Source organism: Alkalilimnicola ehrlichii, assembly GCF_003399765.1.
Lineage (GTDB): Bacteria > Pseudomonadota > Gammaproteobacteria > Nitrococcales > AK92 > AK92.
The window spans coordinates 65,064-86,576 of sequence record NZ_NFZV01000020.1; the positions used below are offsets into that span (position 1 = coordinate 65,064).

Annotated in this window: 25 protein-coding genes and 1 pseudogene; 11 read left to right on the forward strand and 15 right to left on the reverse strand. The window is 58.7% G+C overall.

The window, feature by feature from the left end; all coding sequences use genetic code 11:
- Positions 1–6 precede the first annotated feature (6 nt).
- On the reverse strand, positions 7–909 hold the full coding sequence (locus tag CAI21_RS16805) for a LysR substrate-binding domain-containing protein (protein ID WP_220348623.1): 903 nt from the start codon (positions 907–909) through the stop codon (positions 7–9).
- Positions 910–963: 54 nt separating this feature from the next.
- Here CAI21_RS16805 and CAI21_RS16810 point away from each other — a divergent pair, with 54 nt between their 5' ends.
- The gene (locus CAI21_RS16810) at positions 964–1,908 is read left to right on the forward strand and encodes an alpha/beta hydrolase (protein ID WP_258868252.1); all 945 of its coding nucleotides are present in this window, start codon (positions 964–966) and stop codon (positions 1,906–1,908) included.
- Between the two features lie 60 nt (positions 1,909–1,968).
- Here CAI21_RS16810 and CAI21_RS16815 read toward each other — a convergent pair whose 3' ends face one another.
- Positions 1,969–3,861: a GGDEF domain-containing protein gene (locus tag CAI21_RS16815; RefSeq protein ID WP_116303352.1), complete on the reverse strand. Its 1,893-nt coding sequence runs from the start codon at positions 3,859–3,861 to the stop codon at positions 1,969–1,971.
- Positions 3,862–4,159: 298 nt separating this feature from the next.
- Between CAI21_RS16815 and CAI21_RS16820 the strand changes: the two genes are divergently transcribed.
- Positions 4,160–4,792 carry an MBL fold metallo-hydrolase gene (locus CAI21_RS16820; protein WP_116303353.1) on the forward strand — a complete coding sequence of 211 codons (633 nt, stop codon included), beginning with the start codon at positions 4,160–4,162 and terminating at the stop codon, positions 4,790–4,792.
- A gap of 160 nt (positions 4,793–4,952) precedes the next feature.
- Here the strand turns inward: CAI21_RS16820 and CAI21_RS16825 are convergent, their stop codons facing one another.
- The 7 genes from CAI21_RS16825 to CAI21_RS16855 all read right to left on the reverse strand — a co-directional run bounded on the left by CAI21_RS16825 (position 4,953) and on the right by CAI21_RS16855 (position 9,676).
- Positions 4,953–5,747, reverse strand: a complete 795-nt coding sequence (locus tag CAI21_RS16825) for a carbohydrate-binding protein (RefSeq protein ID WP_116303354.1) — start codon at positions 5,745–5,747, stop codon at positions 4,953–4,955.
- A gap of 81 nt (positions 5,748–5,828) precedes the next feature.
- On the reverse strand, positions 5,829–6,014 hold the full coding sequence (locus CAI21_RS22935; RefSeq protein ID WP_147305151.1) for a hypothetical protein: 186 nt from the start codon (positions 6,012–6,014) through the stop codon (positions 5,829–5,831).
- Between the two features lie 410 nt (positions 6,015–6,424).
- The gene (locus CAI21_RS16835) at positions 6,425–6,880 is read right to left on the reverse strand and encodes a universal stress protein (RefSeq protein ID WP_181919488.1); all 456 of its coding nucleotides are present in this window, start codon (positions 6,878–6,880) and stop codon (positions 6,425–6,427) included.
- A gap of 294 nt (positions 6,881–7,174) precedes the next feature.
- Complete coding sequence (locus CAI21_RS16840) at positions 7,175–7,951, reverse strand: nucleotidyltransferase domain-containing protein (protein WP_116303357.1); 777 nt, start codon at positions 7,949–7,951, stop codon at positions 7,175–7,177.
- A gap of 40 nt (positions 7,952–7,991) precedes the next feature.
- A complete protein-coding gene (locus CAI21_RS16845) occupies positions 7,992–8,771 on the reverse strand; it encodes a phytanoyl-CoA dioxygenase family protein (protein WP_116303358.1) in 780 nt (259 codons plus the stop codon).
- 202 nt (positions 8,772–8,973) lie between these two features.
- Positions 8,974–9,330, reverse strand: a complete 357-nt coding sequence (locus tag CAI21_RS16850; RefSeq protein WP_116303359.1) for an SMI1/KNR4 family protein — start codon at positions 9,328–9,330, stop codon at positions 8,974–8,976.
- Positions 9,331–9,349: 19 nt separating this feature from the next.
- Positions 9,350–9,676 carry an antibiotic biosynthesis monooxygenase family protein gene (locus CAI21_RS16855; protein WP_220348625.1) on the reverse strand — a complete coding sequence of 109 codons (327 nt, stop codon included), beginning with the start codon at positions 9,674–9,676 and terminating at the stop codon, positions 9,350–9,352.
- A gap of 518 nt (positions 9,677–10,194) precedes the next feature.
- On the opposite strand from CAI21_RS16855, the gene CAI21_RS16860 reads away from it, so the two are divergent.
- The 6 genes and pseudogenes from CAI21_RS16860 to CAI21_RS16880 all read left to right on the forward strand — a co-directional run bounded on the left by CAI21_RS16860 (position 10,195) and on the right by CAI21_RS16880 (position 15,605).
- The gene (locus tag CAI21_RS16860) at positions 10,195–11,679 is read left to right on the forward strand and encodes a carbon starvation CstA family protein (protein WP_258868254.1); all 1,485 of its coding nucleotides are present in this window, start codon (positions 10,195–10,197) and stop codon (positions 11,677–11,679) included.
- Positions 11,664–11,888: a hypothetical protein gene (locus CAI21_RS25150; protein WP_258868255.1), complete on the forward strand. Its 225-nt coding sequence runs from the start codon at positions 11,664–11,666 to the stop codon at positions 11,886–11,888. The genes CAI21_RS16860 and CAI21_RS25150 overlap by 16 nt, the downstream gene beginning before the upstream one ends.
- Before the next feature lie 61 nt (positions 11,889–11,949).
- Positions 11,950–12,240, forward strand: a complete 291-nt coding sequence (locus tag CAI21_RS16865; protein ID WP_258868256.1) for a cory-CC-star protein — start codon at positions 11,950–11,952, stop codon at positions 12,238–12,240.
- A 7-nt stretch (positions 12,241–12,247) separates the two neighbouring features.
- Positions 12,248–13,269, forward strand: a pseudogene (locus tag CAI21_RS16870) (ArsA family ATPase).
- Between the two features lie 252 nt (positions 13,270–13,521).
- Positions 13,522–14,985, forward strand: coding sequence for a cache domain-containing protein (locus CAI21_RS16875; RefSeq protein ID WP_116303361.1), 1,464 nt, complete (start codon positions 13,522–13,524; stop codon positions 14,983–14,985).
- Positions 14,982–15,605, forward strand: a complete 624-nt coding sequence (locus CAI21_RS16880) for a response regulator transcription factor (RefSeq protein WP_220348627.1) — start codon at positions 14,982–14,984, stop codon at positions 15,603–15,605. Before CAI21_RS16875 ends, CAI21_RS16880 begins: the two co-directional genes overlap by 4 nt.
- A gap of 191 nt (positions 15,606–15,796) precedes the next feature.
- On the opposite strand, the gene CAI21_RS16885 is transcribed toward CAI21_RS16880, so the two are convergent.
- The 3 genes from CAI21_RS16885 to CAI21_RS16895 all read right to left on the reverse strand — a co-directional run bounded on the left by CAI21_RS16885 (position 15,797) and on the right by CAI21_RS16895 (position 18,284).
- Positions 15,797–16,387 carry a hypothetical protein gene (locus CAI21_RS16885; RefSeq protein ID WP_116303362.1) on the reverse strand — a complete coding sequence of 197 codons (591 nt, stop codon included), beginning with the start codon at positions 16,385–16,387 and terminating at the stop codon, positions 15,797–15,799.
- A 213-nt stretch (positions 16,388–16,600) separates the two neighbouring features.
- Complete coding sequence (locus CAI21_RS16890; protein ID WP_116303363.1) at positions 16,601–17,122, reverse strand: hypothetical protein; 522 nt, start codon at positions 17,120–17,122, stop codon at positions 16,601–16,603.
- 214 nt (positions 17,123–17,336) lie between these two features.
- The gene (locus CAI21_RS16895; protein WP_116303364.1) at positions 17,337–18,284 is read right to left on the reverse strand and encodes a LysR family transcriptional regulator; all 948 of its coding nucleotides are present in this window, start codon (positions 18,282–18,284) and stop codon (positions 17,337–17,339) included.
- A gap of 46 nt (positions 18,285–18,330) precedes the next feature.
- Between CAI21_RS16895 and CAI21_RS16900 the strand changes: the two genes are divergently transcribed.
- Genes CAI21_RS16900 through CAI21_RS16905 form a run of 3 tightly spaced genes read left to right on the forward strand, consistent with a single transcriptional unit; the run spans position 18,331 to position 19,690 of the window.
- A complete protein-coding gene (locus CAI21_RS16900) occupies positions 18,331–19,065 on the forward strand; it encodes an aldo/keto reductase (RefSeq protein WP_220348630.1) in 735 nt (244 codons plus the stop codon).
- Entirely contained in the window at positions 19,062–19,313 is a 252-nt protein-coding gene (locus tag CAI21_RS24140) for an aldo/keto reductase (protein ID WP_220348632.1), read from the forward strand. Before CAI21_RS16900 ends, CAI21_RS24140 begins: the two co-directional genes overlap by 4 nt.
- Entirely contained in the window at positions 19,310–19,690 is a 381-nt protein-coding gene (locus tag CAI21_RS16905; protein ID WP_116303365.1) for a carboxymuconolactone decarboxylase family protein, read from the forward strand. The genes CAI21_RS24140 and CAI21_RS16905 overlap by 4 nt, the downstream gene beginning before the upstream one ends.
- 21 nt (positions 19,691–19,711) lie before the next feature.
- On the opposite strand, the gene CAI21_RS16910 is transcribed toward CAI21_RS16905, so the two are convergent.
- The 3 genes from CAI21_RS16910 to CAI21_RS16920 are packed head-to-tail and all read right to left on the reverse strand — an operon-like array spanning position 19,712 to position 21,371.
- A complete protein-coding gene (locus tag CAI21_RS16910) occupies positions 19,712–20,050 on the reverse strand; it encodes a DUF6616 family protein (protein WP_116303366.1) in 339 nt (112 codons plus the stop codon).
- A gap of 14 nt (positions 20,051–20,064) precedes the next feature.
- Complete coding sequence (locus CAI21_RS16915; protein WP_116303367.1) at positions 20,065–20,853, reverse strand: DNA alkylation repair protein; 789 nt, start codon at positions 20,851–20,853, stop codon at positions 20,065–20,067.
- The gene (locus CAI21_RS16920) at positions 20,850–21,371 is read right to left on the reverse strand and encodes a MarR family winged helix-turn-helix transcriptional regulator (RefSeq protein ID WP_220348635.1); all 522 of its coding nucleotides are present in this window, start codon (positions 21,369–21,371) and stop codon (positions 20,850–20,852) included. Before CAI21_RS16920 ends, CAI21_RS16915 begins: the two co-directional genes overlap by 4 nt.
- Positions 21,372–21,513: the final 142 nt, after the last annotated feature.

Genomic DNA, 21,513 nt, shown 5'->3' on the forward strand with positions numbered 1-21,513 from the left:
ACCGCATCACGGCCTCAGGCTGGCGAAACGTCGCCGCCAGCCGACTTCCTTCACCTGCGCTATCAACGCCCGGGCAGCCGACGAGCCAGAGTTTGCAAACGCGTAAAAGCACGCATCGGGCAGCGGCGGCATGCCCTCTTTGGTACCCAGGGCCTTGAGGCCTTCGCGCAATTGGCTGCGTGCCACCGGAGTCACTGCAAATCCCGCTTTTGCCGCAGCCAAGCAACCCGCCATGCTGCTGCTCTCGAAAGCCAGCCGCCAGGGCTTGGTCGCTTGGCTTAAGGCCGCAATCGCCGATTCGCGGTAAATACAAGGCTCGGGAAAAACGGCCAACGGCACCTCTCTCTCAGTATCGAAGGTGCAGTGGGCGGCGTAAGCCCAGACCAGTTCCTCTTGCCATAACGGCTCGCCATTGTCGGGCACACGTGCGCATTGCTTGCCGAAAACCACCTCCAAACGCTCGGCCTGAAGTTGCCGGATAAGTTCTGCGGTGATCCCTACTTTTAGTTCAATGGACGTTTGGGGGTGCCAGCGATGAAAGGTTTCCAGTACCTGGGGCAGCCAAGTGCCGGCAAAATCTTCTGAGGCGCCGATTCGCAAGCGTCCGCTGATGTTCGCTCCACTCAGCCGAGCGCGTACCTCTCGCTCCAAGGCGACGATATTACGCGCATAGGCAGCGAGCAGCTCCCCGGCGGCGGTTAGTTGTAGGCTACGGGTAGTGCGCTCCAATAATCGACTTTCCGTTGCTTGCTCCAAGCGCTTGATGTGGCCGCTGACCGCCGATGGCGTTAGCGCCAGCCTTTCGGCAGCAGCTGCAAAACCGCCGCTCTCGACCACCTCAAGGAACGTGCGCAGCAACACAATATCCAGACTGGTTCGAGACACTGTCATGTCCATCCGATTATTCATGAAACTTCATCAATGATATTCAATTCATCGTCAATCGTCGCGTGGCAAGTGATTATGCTGCTAGTCGTCACTAACGAGATGGAGATGAAGGGCATGACGGCGTACCGAAGCGTTACGACACCAACGTTGGAAGTCGGTTACCTGGAATGGAATCCGCGGGGCCGGCGCACGGCGGTATTGCTCCACGGCTGGCCGGATAGCCCCGAAGGCTGGGCTGTGGTCGCCGAACATTTAGCTACTGCGGGCTACCGGGTGCTATGCCCGGCCCTGCGAGGGTTTGGGCCAACCCGTTTTCGCGCTGCGCATGCCATGCGCAGCGGACAATTGGCTGCGCTGGGGCGTGACCTGTTGGAGTTTGTCGCTGCCATGGCGTTGCGACGACCTGTACTAATAGGCCATGACTGGGGCGCCCGGGCCGTGGCCAATGCTTGCGGCCTTGCTGCCGGCGTCGCCTCGCATATGGTGATGTTGTCGGTGGGTTACGGTACCAACGGCCCACAGCAGTCCATTTCGCTCATCCAGGCTCGCAACTACTGGTACCACTGGTATATGGCCACACCTCGCGGCGGGCGCACCGTCGAGCAGGACAGCCAGGCCTTCGCCCGTATGATGTGGGATACCTGGTCGCCTGATGGTTGGTACCAGGAAAAAGATTTCGCTCTGGCCGCCCTGGCGTTCGAAAACCCGGACTGGGCAAGCGTGGTGCTGCACTCGTACCGCCACCGCTGGGGTTTAGCCGCCGGCGATGCGGCCTATGAGGAAGACGAGGCACAACTTAATCCCGCTCCCCGCTTAGCCGTGCCGACGCTGGTACTGCATGGTGCCGCCGACGCCTGTAATCATCCCGATAGTTCCGCTGGCAAGGAGGGTTTTTTACCGGCCCTTACCGGCGCCAGTTGCTGGAGGGTGTCGGGCACTTCCCACACCGGGAAGTGCCCGAGCAGGTGGCCGAGGCCATTCTTGAGTTCGTGCAGACTTGAGGCTCAGAGCCAGCGATAGGTCGCCGGCCGGATTCGGCTAGCGACCTTGACCCGGTTATCGAGCGCCTCTCGGGGTTGGCTATGCCGTCGCGATCGGGGCGCGGGCGTTTGCAGAGGGGCTATAGGCGCTATGGCGATCGCGGCCTCCGTTTTTGGCACGGTACATGGCGGTGTCGGCATGTTTGATCAGGGTGTCCCCGGTGTTGCCGTGTTCGGGGTACAGGGCGATGCCGACGCTGGCGGTGGGGCTAATCGCCTCGCCGTCGATGTGGAGTGGTTGGCGCAGGGTCGCGGTGATGCGTTCGGCCGCTTGTACCGCCTCCTCTGCGGTTTCGAGTTCGGAGAGCAGGATTACGAACTCATCGCCGCTCATTCGGGCGACGGTGTCGTCTTCCCGCACACAGGCGACCAGACGCTCGGCGATGTGCTCCAGCAGGCGGTCGCCGGCACGGTGGCCGAGACGGTCGTTGACTTGCTTGAATCGGTCCAGGTCGACGAACAACACCGCCATCTGCAAGCGGTGGCGGTGGGCGTGGGCGATGGCCATCTGCAGCCGATCGTCCAATAGCCGGCGGTTGGGCAGGCCGGTCAGCGGGTCGTAGTAGGCTAGGCTGCGGATCCGCTCCTCGCTCTCTTTGAGTTGGGAAATGTCGTTGAACATTGCCGCGTAGTGGGTCAGCTCGGCGCCCTCGTCGGCGATAGCGGTGACGGTCATGAGTTCGGGATAAATCTCGCCATTCTTGCGCCGATTCCAGATTTCGCCCTGCCAGTGGCCGGTAGCGTTGAGTTCGGCCCACATGCGCTGGTAGAAGTCTGGGCCGTGGCGGCCAGAGCTGAGAATCTTGGGGGTTTTGCCGATGACTTCGTCAGGGGTATAGCCGGTGAGGCGGGTAAACGCCGGATTGACGCTCTGGATGATGCCGTTGGGGTCGGTAATCATGACGCCTTCCAGCGAGCTTTCGATGATCTTCTCCGCAAGGTGCAGACTGCGTTTGGAGACATTGAGCGCGCGGTCCCGCTCGCGCAGGGCGCTTTGGAGTTCGCGGACATAGGTCACCTCGATGCCCGCCAGGATCTCGGCGAAGCTGACCAGACCCAACAACTTGCCATCGGCGGTAACGCCGACGTGGCGCATGCCACGCTCAATCAGCAGGCTGCGTACCCGGTATAGGGTTTCGTCGTGGGCGACGGTGAGCAGCGGGCGGCTAGCGAGCTGCTCCAGCGGCGCGTTGAGCTGCCCGGCGGCGATCTGGCCTACCAAATCGCGCTCGGTAAGGATGCCGTGGTCGCCGTCGTCGTAGCTGACCAGCACGGCGTCGGTGGCGGCACTGCGCATTTGCTCGGCGGCTTCGATTAACGGCGCATCGCTGGGTAGGCGCGGGGTCTTCTGGCGCACTACCGAGGCCACGGTGCGCAGGCGCAAAAAGTGCTCGATACCTTGGTTGAGCACGACGTCGGTCTGGGAGAGAACCCCTATCGGCTGCCCCTGCTTGTCGAGTACCAGAAAGTGGCGGAGCCTCTCGCGCTGAAACAGCGCCGCGACCGAACGCAGCGGGGTGTCCTCGGCGAGGGTGCGGACGGGGTGATTCATCACCTGCTCGACGGGCCGCTCGAACTCCTGCGGATCGGTGAAATCCACCGTCAGTGCGTCTCGCTCCGTCCAGATGCCGACAGGGCGGCCTTGGTCCATGATCAGAATCGAACTGCAGCGGGCCGCTTGCATCTGCTGCGCAGCTTGGCGAAGGGGCGTGGCCGGGGGCAGTGCACTAGCTGTGTGCTCACGACCTCGCCGACGTTGATGTCGGCGTTGAGCAGCAGTGCAGTAACATCTGACACGTCGGCAATGTCGTCGCCGGGTAAAACAGAAGTCATCCCAATTATCCTCGTCGGCTGATGTGGCCACGCGCATAGATTCAATGGCCGCCGGTGTCCCCGGTGATTTGTCTAGCATCCCGAGCTGGAATATTAGCATTATGCCATGCGGCCTGGGCCCAGTCTGGTATTCGGTTCCTTAATGTTCGCGCAGGCTGTGGTTGGTGGTGGAGTGCGAGGGTTTAAGCGAGCATTCGTGCAGCCGTCAGCCTGGTTTGCTCGAAGGGGCGAAGCAGGGCGCTCTTTCCGCTAGCTCAGAGGCGCTTGTTTGTCGATTCCGCCAGCTGCTTTCGGCAGCGTTCGCTCTCATGCCCTGTCCGGCCTTGACCTCAAATTAACTTGAGGTTGTACGCTCCTCGGTGGCCATAGCAAAACATTGGCAAATAGGAGCTCGCATCATGCAACAATTACTGCCCGATCTATGGGAAACCGAGGTGGAACGACCTGCCCCCGGCCTTACCACCCACGCTTATCTGCTGCTTCGTCCGCACGGGAATATCCTGTTCTACAACACCAGCCGAGCCAGCTCTTGGCCGGTCATCGAGGAACTGGGCGGGATCGCCTGGCAGCTATTAAGCCATCAGGATGAGGTGGGCGGCTCGCTCCGCAGCATTCGAGAGCGGTTTGGGGCAAAGCTAGGCATCCACGAGGACGAACGAGAGGTTGCAGCAGAATTTTGCGAACCGGACCTACTGTTCAGGGAGCCCGGTCCGCTGTTCGACGGCGTCGAGGTTATTCCCACTCCCGGCCACACGCCTGGCAGCACCTGCTTTCTGGTGACTGGCCAGGATGGGCTGCGCTACCTATTCACGGGGGACACCCTGTACCGGGCCAAGCGCGGGGTATGGCGGGCCGGTATGATTGACGGCTACAGTAACCGCTCTCAGTTGCGGAGCAGTCTGCGGTTGTTGCAGACCCTGTCGCCGGATGTGGCGATCTCCAGTGCCTTTACAGGTAATGCCGGCCATCAGCGGCTGGACGGTAACGAGTGGCAACAACTGGTGGGCGAAGCGCTGGCGGCGTTGGGTTGAATACGGAAGGTGTCCACATCCTTGAACCGGGCGATCCTTGTTTTGGCTGGCTGTCGGGGCGAGCTAGTAGGCACCCTTGAGGTCAGTTTTAAACAGAAAAAAGCCGGTCAAAGACCGGCTTTTTGTATCTCGTGGTCGCTTCGGTGTGTTGGCGATGCGATTAGGGGCTGAAGTAATTGATCGTCTCCACGTAGTTGCGACCGAAGTTGTTGTCCCAGTAGGTCTGATCGTTAACGGTGTAGGAGATGGCGTACTCAACGGTGGTGGCGCCATCGAGTTTGAGTTCGTAAACCCACTCTTCAAAGCCGTACGGATTCGGGTTGGAGGCGCTGCTGTAGCTGGAGAACCAAAACCAGGGGCCGCCAAAACGTGCATCCGCAGTCTGAGTCGTCGCCCAACCGTCGGTGCTGTATACCACTTGCACCTGTTTGTCTGGGCCTAGATTGTTGAGCGTGACACGGCCGTGCAGGTTTTGCCCTTGAGACAGGTTTACCTGGGCGGTATGGGTGGCGTTAGCGAGATTGACGCCGAACAGTTGAGAGCCCGAGTTAGCGGCGATGAAGTAATTTTGGCCATTGTTGTTGTCCCAGTAAACTTGGCCGTCGACTTCATATTTAACCGCCCAGGTCAGGTCGCTGATCGGCCCCTGCCCCCACCAGCTGTCGCCGCTGTAGCGGGCGCGCCAGAACTCGCGGCCATCCTCGGTCGAGTGTTTATAGGTAGCGGGCAGCTCTAGCCAGTTGTCATCCTCCGTGCCGATAACGATGGTTACCGTCTTGTCCGAGGCGAGGTCTTTAACCAAAACGTCGAAGACAGCGTTTTGAGCCGACATGCCATACTTGGAGCTGACAATGCTCTGAGCGCGGAGCATGGAGACTTCGTCTGCCGCTAAGCTTGTGCCTGCGAAAGCAAATAGTACGAGCGCTAATAAAACCCTGCTGAATAATTTAGTCATCGTTATTTCCCCTTTTTATGGCTGATAGCTACGGTTGTGATCGCTAATCTGGTTGACGCATCCTTTGCGCAAAAAGCCTTTTTAGAATCTGCTTTTGCCAAAACTACGCGCGGCTCGCGCTTTGTGGGCGCAAGGCAGTTCGCCGGCAACACGTGGGTTTTGGTGGATAGCCGCTATAATGGCGAGATTTTTCGCGTCCCAGCGGTTGAGCAGGTAGAGGCCTAGAGTCAGGCCTGCGAATACGGCAAGTGACAGAAAGATTTCCATACCCAACTTCCTTGTTGCCTCTGCATGGTTGGCTATAACTTGTTCCCTTGTGACAAGAGGTTAAACCTCGAAATTGTGCGGTGCAACATAGTATATCTGTGTCTAAGGGATAGTTAATCTATTGCATTTCTGTATTCCGGAATCCGAGGGCAGCCAGCTGGAAGGGCTTGGAACGTGACGGCTAACGGCTTCAAAGGCCGGCCTTGTGCGATGCAAAGAACGTCCCGCGAGCCGGTGCACTACGAGTTGACGGGATGCTCAGTTGAAGCTGCCTGGGTGGGGTAGGGCGTTTTGCCTTTGAAGGCTGCTCAGCCGTTGTACAAGAGAGTCAAGCGGCTTGGCGAGTGGTGGGGAGCATCGCTAAATGGCTGAGTCGGCACTGCGTAAGGTACGCCGTGCCGAGCCAAACGCTAGTGGACGAGCGTTACCGGGCATTCTGCGAGGTCTAGTACCGTCCTGCTGACTCCGCCCAGTAGCCAATCCCGTGGCGCGGAGAGGCCACGGCTTCCCATGACGATGAGAGGATCTTTTAGATCGCTGACATAGTCGACGATGGTATCGGCGGGCTCGCCCGGAATAACGCGCTCTTTGATGGCGACATCTGTCGGCAGCTTGTCTCTGGCGGTAGCGATTATATCCCGCGCGTCTTCCTCTTGGGCCTGCTTGAGCGAGGCGGCGGATGCTTCCGCTTCGCGGCGGGCAGTGTTCGAATAGCCCGTGGTTTCCAACAGTTGTTGCGGGTCCGGTGGCGTGATGTGCAGCAGGTGTATCTTGGCGTCGGCCAGCTTCGCCAGGTAAGACGCATGGTCCAGGGCACGCAGCGCGTGTTCGGAGCCGTCGACGGGGACGACGATATTGGCGATCACAGTAGCCTCCAGCGGGTTTCGCGACAGACGTATGAGTCTGTTGTTATGTGCCAGCCTGTGCATAATCAATCTGAGCAAGGCGTGCAGCTAGGCGGTTGGAGTCTGTCGCATTGTTGCGGCTCTTGCCAAGGGCGACGGTCGGCCACTACTCCAAAACGACGATATCTGTCCCTCCCATAGATGAGTAGGCGCCAACATCAGGGCCCTACACATGCGGCTCCCTCGGCCAGCCTGGTTTCGGCGACTTTTGCCATGGCTCCGTTGTGCCTTATTGCCTCCGAGTGGTGCGAGCTGTTAATTCAAGGTCTCGTGAAACAAAAGATTGAGGCTCTTCATTACATTTTCACCTTTCTCTGGATGTTCCGAGAAATCTTCCAAACGTTTAAGCTCTTCTTCAATGAAATGATTGATCTCAGCTATGGGCGGAGCAAGCTCCTTCTCTAAACTTATTTTCTTCCTTTCCAATAACTCAGAAATTTTATCGTTAAGCACTTTGTTGTTGTGTACTAGTCTTCTTAGCTTGTCGAACTCAATTGGAGCGGGTTCTCGATATTTCTCCAGCCACATGATCGAAAGAAGCGGCCTTAGAACATAAAAATACTTCTTTATGGGGACGAGATTCTCACGGAGATAGCCTCTATAGTTCGTTTTTGCCATACTCCGATAGTGGTATATTCCTTTTTCTACGGAATAAACCTCTTGGAGAAGTTGCCGGGCTCTTTGGGCGAAAGCTCCATGCTCGATATACACGATGGGCGACTGTAACCACTCTACAAATGCAGGGTTAGACTTGGCGAATAGCCTTAGCGCCTTTCTGATATCCCACCCATTGATGTCAATCTCGTCGACAATAGGGTATTCAATGACATCCCTCTTTTCCTCTAAGTCAACAGCTACATACCAATCTTTGGGGTGTGCGTAGATAAAACGAACGTCATAGTCGCTATTTGGCGATGCGAACCCCCAAGCCCGGCTGCCTGACTCAATCGCATAGAGCACTTTTACTTCATGCTCTTTTTCGGCTTGCTCTATCCGGGCGAGAATCTCTTTTCTGATATTTTGTTCATTCATAGTGTTTTTTCGTTAAAGAAGGGTGCGGGGACAGCTACAGTCATACCTCGGGTTTGCCCAAGGCTCGACGAATTGCTTCCTCAACGGGGACATAAGCTCCCTCGTCCTTCCCGTCGAGTTGGAAGGGCTCGTACAGGTATAGCGGCGGCTGGGCCAAGAACCTTGGCCTAGTGCCACGATTCACTTGGGCCGCATGCACGAGAAAGGGGTGGCACAGAAATACCGTCCCCGCTCGGCCGGTCGCCAAAACTTCCTCGCAGCCTTCTGTGGCGCTGAGGTCGAATGATTCAAGGCCTGCTTCTCCCGCGGGCGCAAGGATGCGTGCTACCTCCCGATGAGACCCAACCCGGATGCGTGTGGGTGCGTCCAGCGGGCCGACATCGGAAAACAGAAACAGCATCAATAACGCCCGGTCACGCGAATAGACGTTGATTCGCCAACCGGAGAAATCGTTCGGATCTGCATCAGGCCCCGGAAAACTTGCATCAACATGCCAACCGGTGTCGCCTGTGTCGTCCTTTGCCGGAAAGCGGATGGGAAAGGTGCCGAGACTATAGCGCGGCTCCCAGCGGTCTTTGCCTACCAGTTGGTCGAAAGCGGCGTGCAGTGTAGGTGTGTTGGCTGCTGTTACGAAAGGTTCTTGGTCGTAATCCCATAGCCAGACCACGGACTCTTTCCACGTTGACGGATCATCCGGATCGCAGCCGGTATCGGCCCACAGAATGTCTCGACACTGCTTTGCCAGTTCGGGAGAGAAGGCGTTCTCCAGCTTAACGAAGCCCTCGTCTATAAATTGTCTGATCTGATCGTCAGTTAGCATAGGTAACCTAGCTGGCTCTCCGTATAGTTGTTAAAGCAACAAGATCTGCCGGAAATTTCTGCGGCATTCGTCGTTGAGCCCGGGAGTGCCGGCGTTGACGGCCGTCATTTGGATACGTGCTTTCCAAAAGAAATAACGACGAGGGCTATGTTGCTCTGCCTTGTCAGATGTCTACTACTTCTTTTGGGTTTAATTGCTTTCGCTAAAAATCCGGGTCGATCCAGGCGCTAGTTATTTTTCGCGTGGTATCGCGTGCGACTTCTTCCTTCGAGAGAGCGTTTAGAAATTCCTGGGTGTTTTCCCAGCTAAACACGATGTCTCGATCGTTGTTTAGGTAGACGACTTTCCCCGTGTCCTGGTCAAGGCATAGAAGGTCGTGCCAATCGCCTTGAAACGGAATCAAATGAGAAGGCACGCCCCATTCTTCTCGGCGCTTCAAACCCTGCTTGATTTCGTCAAGCGACCAGAAAGGCAAGGCAATACTTTCTAGCTGAGTATCGATCTCTATTGAGCAATACTCATTCAAAGCCTCGACTTTTGATAGGAATGCATCGCTCAACTTCGCCTCCTTGAGGCCTTTAGCCCTCAATGGCCCTATAGTTTGCAATATCGGCTTCGACGCCAAGTCTAGCCATTGCTTCCTGCGGGTTAAACCCGCTTTCTGCGTGAGCCTCCATGACCGCGGTGCGTGCGGCATCGATGGCTTCTTGGCTGTCCCATTCTGCGATCGTGACGATGTTGAATCGGCCGGGGCCGGCGACCTGTTCGAGAAGCGTATCTCGAACAAAACCGGGCTGACGCCGGAGCACTTGGTGAGTGTCGCGGACTCTTGCCAGAAACTCTTCTCGCGCCGCCTGTGGCACCGAAAATTTATCAACCCGGTAAATGGCCATTCTCTTTGACACGGTCGACCTCCTTGTTTAGGTCTGGATTCTGAGGGGTGCGGCAAGCAGGAGGACAACAGGTCGACCTTTTACCATGCACTTGAGCAGCCTAAGGCCTAAATATAAGTTGAGGTCAAGGTGTGTCGGCCTTATTAGCTTGGCCCGAGTTACTCTAGGACTTCTTTCAGGTTTCCAGGGGAACCCACCCTGACGCCGAGCCGTTAGACTTTTCGCACCATAGCCAACCGTTCAAAGTCCTTGTGCCGATGAGCATCTCCCCCTCCTGCACATAGTCTACGCCCTGTCGGCGATATGGCCCTTTCCAGCCCGAGCCGCTATTGCGTCTAAGTAAAATTACGTAGGCGCGACATCGTGTATTTGTCTTACGTTGTTCGCCGTATCACGCTTCCCGTCCAACGCCGGATGCTAATCTTGTACAGAAGCAGTAACGTAAGTGTGTCTCCGGTGACGCTTGCCGGAGTCGCGCGACTAATAATAAGCCCTTGTGGTGGGTGATCAGCACCCGATGGAGGAGAGGCGTGAGCGCAATAATCGTTATGTTGGCAGGGCTGGGGGCCATGGCTCTCGGCTACCTGTTCTATTCCAAATTCATCGCCGAACGCATATTTCGCCTGGACCCGAACTACCGTACGCCTGCGCACGAGTTCGAGGACGGCGTCGACTACGTCCCCACCAACCGCTACATCCTGTGGGGGCATCACTTTACCTCGGTGGCGGGCGCTGCGCCCATCGTCGGTCCGGCCGTCGCCGTTATTTGGGGCTGGGGGCCTGCCTTCCTGTGGGTGGTACTCGGCACCATCTTCTTTGCCGGGGTGCACGATGCCGGCGCGATATGGGCCAGCGTCCGCAACAAGGCCAAATCGATCGGCGCCGTCACCGGCGAGTTGGTCGGTAGCCGCGCCCGGGCACTGTTCATGATCGTGATCTTCCTCGTGCTGTTGATGGTGAATGCCGTGTTCGCGGTGGTCATCTCGGGCCTGCTGATCGACAACCCCTCGGCGGTGGTGCCTGCTTGGGGTGCCATCGTGGTGGCGCTGATCATCGGCCAGTTGATTTACCGTTTCAACGTGAACCTGCTAGTGGTCACCGGCCTGGGCGTGGCCGCGCTGTATGGGCTGATCCTGCTTGGCCCCTCGGTGCCGGTATCGCTGCCGGAGAGCACGCTTGGCCTGCCGCAGAACGCGCAGTGGATCGTTCTTCTGTTTCTTTACGCGGCTATCGCCTCGCTATTGCCCGTGTGGGTGCTGCTGCAACCGCGCGACTACATCAACGGCATCCAGCTGTTCATCGGTTTGGGTTTGCTATACGGCGCGGTGCTGCTGTCTAATCCGACCATCGTTGCGCCGATGTACAACGCCGACGTTCCGGCTGGCACACCGTCGCTGATTCCGCTGTTATTCGTCACCATCGCCTGCGGCGCTATTTCCGGCTTCCATGGTTTGGTCTCTTCCGGTACGACCTCTAAGCAGATCAACAAAGAGACCGATGTTCGTCTGGTCGGCTACTTCGGCGCGATCGGGGAGGGCTCGTTGGCGCTAGCTGCCATCCTCGCCACCACCGCCGGCGTTGCTACCCTGGGCGAGTGGCAGGCTCTGTATAGCAGCTTCGGCGATGGCGGGGTGCAGGCCTTCGTAACTGGCGGTGCCGCTATCGTCGGTGCCGGGCTTGGCATATCCGAAACGGTGGCCGCTACACTGTTAACGGTAATGGCCGTGCTGTTCGCCGGCACTACCATGGACACCGGCGTACGTTTGCAGCGCTACATCATTCAGGAATGGGGCGAGATCTATCGCATCCCGGTGCTAACCAACGGTACGGCTGCCACCCTTATCGCCATCGGCTGCTGTGTCGCCCTGGCGTTCGGTGCCGGCGGTCTGAGCGGTGCCGGCGGTTTGGTGATCTGGCCGCTGTTCGGCACCACCAACCAGATTCTGGCCGGCCTCACCTTGCTGGTGGTTACGGTGCTGCTGGTCCGGCTCGGCCGCCGATGTGGTACACCTTGATACCGCTAGGCTTCGTGCTGACCATGGCGATCTATGGATTGGTGATCCAGATCGGCCGGTTCTACGACCAGAGCAACTGGCTGCTGGTGGTGATGGGCCTGGTGGTTCTCGCGGCGGCGATTATGGTTCTGCTGGAGGCTGTTGCCACATTGGCCCGCCAGCTACGCGCGAACCGGGAGACCGAGGCTGCGCCGGCCGAAGGTCAGTGACGAGCGAGCGCCGGCGGCGTCGCCGCCGGCGCCTTGTTTCCACCACCCAAGGAGAGCTGCCGTGCCCCCCGATTCCAACGAACTGGGTAAGAAGCTGCGCGAGTGGCTGCGTCATGCGAGTCGTGTAGCGGAGGAAGCTTACTACGCACCGTACCGCTCTACGATCGCCCGCGCTCGCCGTGACGAGGATGACCTCTTCATGTTGCTAGTCTTCTCGGAGATGATGGGCGTCCCCAACCCCGCGACCTATTACACGCTGGAGCTGCAACCGCTACTGCTTGAGCGTTTTCACGACTGGCACCGGCGCATGGGTATGGAGCATTCCCCGCTGGAGCATTTCCGCTGCTGCTGAGGTTCTCATGAGTACCCTGGATAAACTGACCGAACGCCGAGTCCTGTTCGTTGGCGGCAAGGGCGGTGTCGGCAAAACCACTATTGCCGCCTCCCTAGGCGTGCTGGCCGCCGAGCGCGGCGCCGATGTTTGGTGGTATCCACCGATCCGGCGCACTCGCTGGGCGATGCTTTCGACCGCCGTCTCGGCGATTCGGTGACGGCCATCGAAGCCGGGTTGTGGGGACTGGAAATCGACCCGGATGCCGAGGCTCGCCGCCACATCGACGCCGTTACCGCCAATATGAAACAGTTCGCCTCGCCGGAGCTGCATAAGGAGCTTGAGCGGCAGATGCAGCTTGCACGCCTCTCGCCCGGAGCGGCCGAGGCGGCGCTGCTGGAGCGCGTGGCGGCCCTGATGCTGGATGGCCTCGATCAATACGATCTGGTGATCTTCGATACGGCACCTACAGGCCACACGCTGCGTCTCCTAACCCTGCCCGAAGCAATGGCCGCCTGGACCGAGGGCCTATTGGCGCATAACCGCCGCTCCGAGGAGCTGGGCAAGGTGCTCAAGCATCTGACGCCGGCGGCCAAGGGCGCCGGCGAACGCTCGACGCCGTTCGACGATCCGCAGAAGGACCCTTTCGCCGGCATGGACCGGCGTAACCGCCAAGTGGCCGAAACCCTGCTCGCGCGCCGGCGTTTGTTCCACCGCGCGCGCCGCTTGCTTAAGGACGCTGAAACAACGGGTTTCCTCTTCGTGCTCACACCCGAACGTCTGCCTATTCTAGAGACGACGCGAGCGATAGCGGCGCTCTCGCAGTTCCACGTTCCCATCTCTGGTGCCGTGGTCAATCGCGTGCTGCCGGCGAGCGTGGAGGGCGGCTTTCTTGAGCAGCGCCGCCAGCAGGAGGCGCGTTACCTGGAGCGGATAGATAAGGAGCTCAAGGGCCTTGCGACGCTACGCCTGCCCATGCTGCCGGAGGATATCCAAGGCCTTGCGTCGCTGCGTGCGGTAGCACGCGAACTCGCCGGTGCCGGTATATAGCCTAAGGTGCCAAAGGAAAGGCAAACCGCCCGCGGCGGCAATGTGCGGATTATCTTCAGTGCTTCAGCCCCAACCGAAGACGACGCATGTTCTATTTAGCTAATTCTTAGGGGCCGGGTAAGCTCCCGTGCCTAACTGCCTAAGGTTTGCAGGGTTGGGTAGCGAATTACCTCTGCCGTGGACTTGGTTCCCGTTTGCGTGGGCGATGTTGCTTCTATAATAGAGCTGTATTTTTCAGTAAGGCTCTTAGCCATGGCGTCCGCAGTTCAAGCACCACCGCGTTCCTGGTTCCGGCGGCTGTTTGCCAGCCGCGAGAGCGAGGGCCTGACCGGGCTCTCCTTCCGCGTCAAGCTCACTCTGCTTACCCTTCTGCCATTGGTGGTTATGACCGCCTCTTTGACCGTGATCGGCATGGATCAGACCACGCGTTTGAGCCGTGCCCAGGTCGACATCCTCAATAGCGCATTGTTGGAGGCGCGCAAGGCCGAGCTGCGCAACTACATGGAGCTTGGTTACACCGCCGTGCGCCAACTCTATGAGAATGCGGCCGCCGACGATGCGATCGCGCAGGAGCGGGTAGCCGAACTGCTCCGCAACATAGAGTACGGCGAGGACGGCTACTTCTTTGTCTACGGCTACGATGGCGTCAACATCGTTCATCCGCGGTTACCGGAACTGGAAGGGCAGCAGCTGTACGAGTTCCGCGACGAGGATGGCAATCTATTAATTCAGGCCCTGATCGAGCGAGCCCGCGAGGGCGGTGGCTTCACCGAGTATCGGTGGGACAAACCATCCGGCGGCGATTCCGTCGCTAAGCTCGGCTACTCCATAGGCCTCGACCGTTGGGGCTGGATGGTAGGCACGGGCGTCTACCTGGACGATCTCGAATACGCTGTCTCGAGTATGGAGCAACGGGTCGTGGATAATGCCCGCCACACCATCCTCTCGCTAGGCGCGATAACGATGCTGGCGCTGGTGCTCATCGCCGTGACCGGATTGGCCGTAAACATTAGCGAAGGTCGGCTGGCGAACCGGCGCCTGGTGCTGATGGCGCAGAAGACAGTGAGCTTCCAGGAGAAGGAGCGCTGCCGGATTTCGCGGGAGCTGCACGACGGCATCAACCAGCTCCTGGTTTCGGCCCGTTACAAGCTGGAGCGGCTGGAGGCAGCAGTCGAGCAGGACGACAATCGGGCGGCCTCGGCGCAACTGGCGGCGGTGGATCGCATCCTCGAAACCGGTATTGCCGACCTGCGCCGCATGGCGCGCGACCTGCGGCCTAGCGTACTCGACGATCTCGGCCTCAAGGCCGGCATCAACACGCTCACCGCTGACCTGGCCGAGCGCCGTGGGCTGCAAGTAAGCTTTGACTGCCGCTTGGCCGACCGACGCTGGCCCTCGACGCTAGAGACGGCGCTCTACCGCATCGTCCAGGAGGCGCTGGCGAACATCGAGAAGCACTGTGTCGATGTCAGCCAAGTCGCGGTAAGGCTGCGCCAGAGCTTGGGGGCGGTGCATCTGGAGATTGAAGACGACGGCGGTGGCTTCGATGTCGAGGCGGCCATGCGCGGGCCTTCCGGAAACAGCGGGCTTGGTCTGCGCAATATGAGAGATCGCGCCGAACTGCTAGGCGGTCGCATGCGGATTAGCTCGCGCATCGGCCGCGGGACCGCCATTCACGTGCACCTGCCGATAGACGCGAAAGAGGTGACAGCATGAGAGAATCCATACGGGTGCTGCTGGCCGACGATCACCCGCTGGTGCGGGAGGGGCTGCAAGCGCGCCTGGAAGCCCAGGAAGGTATCGAAGTGGTTGGTATCGCCGCTTGTGGTCAGGAGTTGATCGACAAGGCGCAGACTTTGCTGCCGGACGTGATCGTCACCGATATTTCCATGCCGGGGCTAAGCGGGTTGGAGGCGAGCCAGATCCTGCGGCGGATCAAGCCCGAACTCAAGATCCTGATGCTGACCATGCACGATAACAAAGAGTACATCCGCCGCGCCGTCGCCTGTGGTGCCGACGGCTACGTGCTCAAGGACGCACCTGCCGAGCAGATGATCACGGCCCTGCGCCAGGTCTCCGCCGGCGGTAGCTATTTCGGCTCCAGTGTCGCCGAAGCGCTGTTGGTCGAGGAGGACGAGCGGCTGACTCAGCGCGAAACCGACATCCTGCTCCTGTTGATAGACGGGCTGAGCAACCGCGAGATCGGCGAGCGGCTCTCGATCAGCGCCCGGACGGTGGAAACCCATCGCGCCAACATCTATCGCAAAATCGGCGCAAACTCGCTGGCGGGCCTGTTCAAGTACGCGCTAAGGCACGGCTTGGTGGAGCTTGAGTAGCGCCGGGCGATGGGTTGATGCCGCGCACTCTAAGGACATTCGCCCAGGGTTTCCCGAGCCTGCTTGTTGATCGGCGATTACCCCCCCCCGCTGTGCGGAAGAGGAAGGGCTCAGTTTTGAGGTTTTTTCGTCGTGCGGCGGGGGGGGGGAGTAAAGGGTGTCCTCCGCGCAGCAAAAATTTGTTAGAGAGTTCAGTAATCCAGCAGCCTATTCAAGTGCTTGACTACATGCTCCCTCGCACCTCTTTTTTTGAAAATTGAGGGAATGTGCAACAGAAAGTGGCGCCATTTATAGTCATCAATATCCCGCGCAATGTCAGCTATAAAATCTCGAAGGTCTTTTGCCGACTCCTGATTGAATGCCCACAGTTCTTGCCCTTTATATTGAATGGAGAAAAAAGCGTCCGAGGGCCAGTCAAGGTCGTGCTTCTGGATAAGGCCGCAACTACTACAATTAACCGACCCGATATCAAGGCCGTGACTACGGTAAAGATAACGCGAGTGTGCCCAGTTCTCAGGTGTATAGCCTTCGGGTAAGCTCCTTATGGCCGCGACCGAGCCGGCATGTAAACCCGCGTAAAATATAGCGCCGTGCCATCTATGGCCGCAGGAATCCTGAAACAGCTGATAATCAAATAGCTTGCTTTTTTGGAAGAAGGGTACGTCATTCTTGAGACGGATTTTTACGACCTCTGCAAACTCAAACGTTGCTCTGGCGCTACAGGAGGGGCAGCGTACGTCAACAAAATGCGGCATTGGATTCCAGTCGTATGTTCCTGTCATTGCGCCATTTCTCTTTCTCTAATGCTAATGCCCAGCTTTTTTAACGCTTGAGTGGCGAAGATACCGGCATAGGCTGTTTTGGCCGCACAGTCAGAGGTATCGACGATACCGTTGACGATGCTTGCGGTAATGACAATGCCGCAAGCATCGTCGGCCTTTATCGAAGTTTCTGCCTAATGTCGGGTTTTACTTGATAGCAATGCTTTCAACTTCTCAATGCGGTCTTTCCCCGCCCACCGTTATCCATTCGGTGCCCAGATCACGTTCACATTCCTCTATGTGCACCTGCGCCCAGGGTTCGTCGTAGTAGTAGGGTATGCTGACGCTGTGCCAGCCTATACCACCGACCGGCGTGCACCAGCCTATCATTGCATGCCCTTCGAGCTGGTCGGGGCAGCGCTCGCTGGAAAAGTGCGTCGTTACATTCTCGCTCTGCTGTGCTGCCTGTGTGCACAGCGCCTTCGCCAGGGCTAGCTCCTGCTCGTCGTGATCGAAAAATTCTTGGCACATGAGCGTTGTGCTCCCCGTGGGGCTCCGCCCGACGAACGCGCAGGTGCCGTTAAAGACTACCCCCTCGTCGCTGTCAGTCATCGCATCGGGGATCGCGGGCGATATTTGAGCCGCACCTTCCGCATCGACATCATGTGCCTGATTTACATCCCGCTCTTGCGGGCCGCAGCCAAGTCCGGTACCAGCCAATAGCGCGATCACCGTCGCTTGCATCATTCTGCGCATATATGTTTCCTTATGTTTTATATGTTTTTAGACCACAAGTTAACGCTGGCGGCTTGCGCCCCGCCATGTGGCGTAACTGCCACGGCGTTGGGCGGTTGTCGTCGGCCTAGCTGATTATGGCGGAAAATTTGGCCGCTGCGTGGTGGTAATGTTGTACCTGTCGGTGGTGCCGGCTTCGCCGTTCGAGAGGGGCCCCTTGCTTCAATAACCGTTTCTAACCTTGGCCAGCCAAGCGGGCGCGATTCCGGATCACAAGATCACTCAGAAAATCGGCGAGCACTCGTACTCGGGGCGATTGCGTCAGATCGGATTGGATGACGAGATAGATCGACTGGTCAATGCCCAGATCGGTGGCCACGCAGATCAACCCCGAATCCATTGCCAGAAAGTGCGGTAACACCGCCAACCCGAGCCCTGCTCGAGTTGCTGCGACCTGGGTGGCGAGGGATGTTGTGGTCAGTCTCGGTGTTCTGCCGTGTAAGACTCGTTCCATCCATTGTGCGGCGGGCAGGTCCGACTGCATGTCCGACCAGGTTATAAAGTCGTCTCGATCATAGTCGCCGAGATCTGGCTCAACATGTCGTCGTCTCGCATAGGCCTCACTGCAATATAACCCGTACCCCAAGGTCCCCAAACGACGCAGCGTGACATTGCCCCGTTCCGGTCTGACCATCCGCACGGCCAGATCGGCATCGCGACGGTGTAAATTCGCGGTCGCGATGTCGGTGACAAGCTCTACCGCAAGGTCGGGGTATTCGCGGTGAAACGCTGGCAATGCCGGAAGAATCAGCCCTGTGGCGAGATTTTCGGCTGTAGCTAGGCGTACCTTTCCCGTCACCTGTGCGTACTGCTCGGCACCGGAGGCAAAGGCATGTGCAGCCACTTCCAGGGCTTCGGCTTTCTCAATCAGTGAGGCACCGTCCTCGGTCAGTTGATAGCCCGATTGCTGACGCACAAAAAGCGGGAGCTGCAGAGCAGCCTCAAGCCTTTCGATTCGCCGCGATAGAGTCGCGACACCAAGGTTAAGCGACTCCGCCGCGCCGCTCAGGGTGCCGTGGCGGGCCACGGCAAGAAAGACGCGCGTGTCGTCCCACACCATCCCAGGCGTTGGCTCTTTTTCAAAAATGGAAATCCCTTTGCCGGTTTTGTCTATGTTTTTCATTTGTGGAGTCTTCCACAATGTGCCTTCGCTATTCAAGGAGGCATCTATGAATAAACGGACACTGGGCAACGACTTATCGGTTTCTGCTATTGGTCTTGGCTGCATGGGGATGAGTGAGTTCTACGGTCCCCGGGACGACAGCGAGTCGTTGCGAGTTCTTGCGCGGGCCGTCGAGCTGGGTATCGACTTTTTTGACACGGCGGACATGTACGGGCCGCATCACAACGAGGAGCTGATCGGCCGCTTTTTGGCTCGCAATAAACCGCAAGTTCGTATCGCGACCAAATTCGGCATTGTGCGCAATCCCGGAGAATACAGGCGCAGCTTGGATAACAGTGCCAACTATGCGCGCAGCGCCTGCGAGGCCTCGTTGCGCCGTCTCGGTGTGGAGCAGATAGATCTCTACTACGTCCATCGCATCAACCCGGATGAACCTATCGAAGAGACGATCGATGGGCTTGTGAGCCTAATCAAAGCCGGCAAAATCGCCCGCATTGGTTTGTGCGAAGTCAGCGCTGACACGCTGCGCCGAGCCCATGCGATACATCCCATCACTGCGGTGCAGACCGAATACTCACTCTGGACACGCGACGTGGAGCGAGATGTGCTATCAACCTGCCACGAGCTGGGCATTGGTTTCGTGCCCTATTCTCCGCTCGGCCGCGGCTTCCTGACCGGCCGATTTCAGGATACCGCCGAGCTCTCTGAAGGTGACTTCGCACCAAGCTGCCGCGCTTTGCAGAAGGCGCGCTCGGCACCAACCGCCGGATCGCCGAGGTGATCGCCGAGATGGCCGTGCAGAAGGGCTGTAGCCCGGCGCAGCTCTCGTTGGCGTGGCTGCTGTCAAAAGGCCCTAACATCGTGCCCATCCCAGGTACCAAGCAGTTGCGCTACCTTGATGAGAATGCTGCCGCCGCGCAGATTACGCTGAGCATAGAGGAACAGCAGCAGCTCGAATCGGCTACCGAGCGCCTGCCGGTGGTGGGCGAACGTTACACCGTTGAAGGCATGAAGGGGGTGAACGCATGAGCGTCGCACCCTCTGATCGCCGCGCGCAGGCCCTGGCGCTACTCGAACGCCTCGAACCCGGTGCCCCGGAACGCGTTGCGGGTAATCTCGATGATTTCCACGAGGCCGCAGCCGAGATATTACTGGGCTTCGCGTTTACCGATGTGGTAGCCCGAGATGGGTTGCCACTGGCGACTCGCGAGATGCTGACCGTCGCAATGCTGGCTGCAATGGGCACGGCTCCAGGCCAGCTTGAATTTCACATGCGTGCAGCACTGAATACCGGGGTTACCCGCGAACAGATCGTTGAGATTGTCCTTCAGGTAGCCGTCTACGCTGGCATTCCCGCATCGATGAATGCGATCACGGCGGCAAAATCCGCTTTCAATGCCCGTTGATACGGAGGCTCGGGTGTAGCGTTACCTTTTCGACAAATCAATCAAGTGACTGTCGAAGTCACCCGCAGCGGCGGCGGCATTGACGTGGTCGAAGTAGTCGTACCAGCCGCTAGCCTTGATGCCGGCCAGTAGTGCGTCGCGCGCCTGAATGTTCGGGAAGCGCCAGACCCCCAGGAAGCGATGCGCAGCGGCGTTGTCGATGTCAGTATCCGTTTTACTCAGGGTCAGAACTTCAACGCCAAGGCTGGACAAACTACCCATCGCAGTCTGTATGCCGTCGAGAAATTGTTGGCGTTGATCGTTCGGCAAAGCCGTCCACGCAGCGTTGGGAGAATAGAGTTCGATCAGGTAATGCGACACGGCAAACGTCTCCTTTATTTCAGGTTGCGCAAGGCACGCTGGCAGATGCGGCGGGTCGCAGCGGATGGCTCGCCTTGCAGCCATTTCTGGCACAGGCCGCGTACCCATTCGGGCTTATCCTTGCCGGCGTCGTTGAGCCAATTCGCCACCGAGTCCTGGACGTAGGTGGATGGGTCAGCCCGTAGTGACGACAGAATCGGCAGAGCCCGTTCGGGCTGTTGCTTGAGCGGGGTGATGTGAGCGCACCAGACACCGCGCGGGCGCAATGCCTCGCTGGCGAAGCGGCGCAGGCGTTCGGACGGCGATACGGCCCATGCGGTCAGATAGGCGATTGCCTCATCCAGCTCCCGTGCCAGATGAGGCCGCACCGCCATCCAGGACCATTCGCGCACACCGAAATGGGCGTCGTCCGCCAACGGTTGAATGGCCTCCAAACGGCTGGGTAAAGCCAGTTCCGTCTGAGTGCCGATCATGAAACAAGCCCAACCGCGCACGGTATCCGCATCGTGCTCGCTGCATTGCTTGATCCCTTCGGTACCTAGCTCCTCCAGCAGCACCGCCCCGATGCCCGCCATCCGCTTGACGATACCAAGCTGACAGGCATCGTCGGCCGCCGCTAACGCCCGTGGAGACAAACCGGGAAACGCCGCGCGCAGCAGTTTGGCCTGATCAAGCGCTAGGCCCTCCGTCAGCGTGGCCGTTTGCATCTTGCCGTGCGATAAGGCGTCCAGGATGTCTGCTGGAATATCGGCGGTACGGGTGGCGCCCTTGCGTGTATTCGTGCGTTTATTGGGAGCGTTCATGTGGACATCCTGCTGGAAGCGGTGGCTAGGTTCCCGGACACCTTGTCGAGCAGCGCCCCCAGTTGGCGGCGCTCAGCGGCGGACAGATTCCCGAACAGGCCGGCAATCCAGCGGCCGTGCTGGCGGAAAACGTTCTTGGCGACTTGCTTGCCTTTGTGGGTTAACTGGATGCGCAATGCACGGCGGTCGCGGGTGTCTCCCTGACGCTCGATCAAGCCTTCTCGCTCCAAGCCATCGAGCAGCCCGGTAACCGTGGCCCGGGTGACGCCTGCCTGCTCAGCCAGCCTATTGGGGGCCAGCCCTTCGCCGGCGGCATCAAGCAGAAACAACAGCACGAAGCGCCCCTCGGACAGACCGTGAGGTGCCAGTAATGCGGCGCAGTCACGATCGATAGCCGTAGCCAGCGAGAGCGTCTGGAAGCACAAACGGATGCTTTCCAGATCAGGCAGTTGTCGTCTCTGCGCTTCCTGAAGCAATGCCAAATATTTCTGCTCTAGGTTCATAATCGATGCCGCCATATAGTATGGCGCCTAATTATATGCTCGGTCTGAGCTTTCGACAACTCCTCAAGGGTGAGCCGACAAAGTAGGGATGCTGCGTTGCCGATTCGTTAGCATCGCCTGGACGCTTAGCTGAGCGGAGCTATCCGCTCGTCGGAGC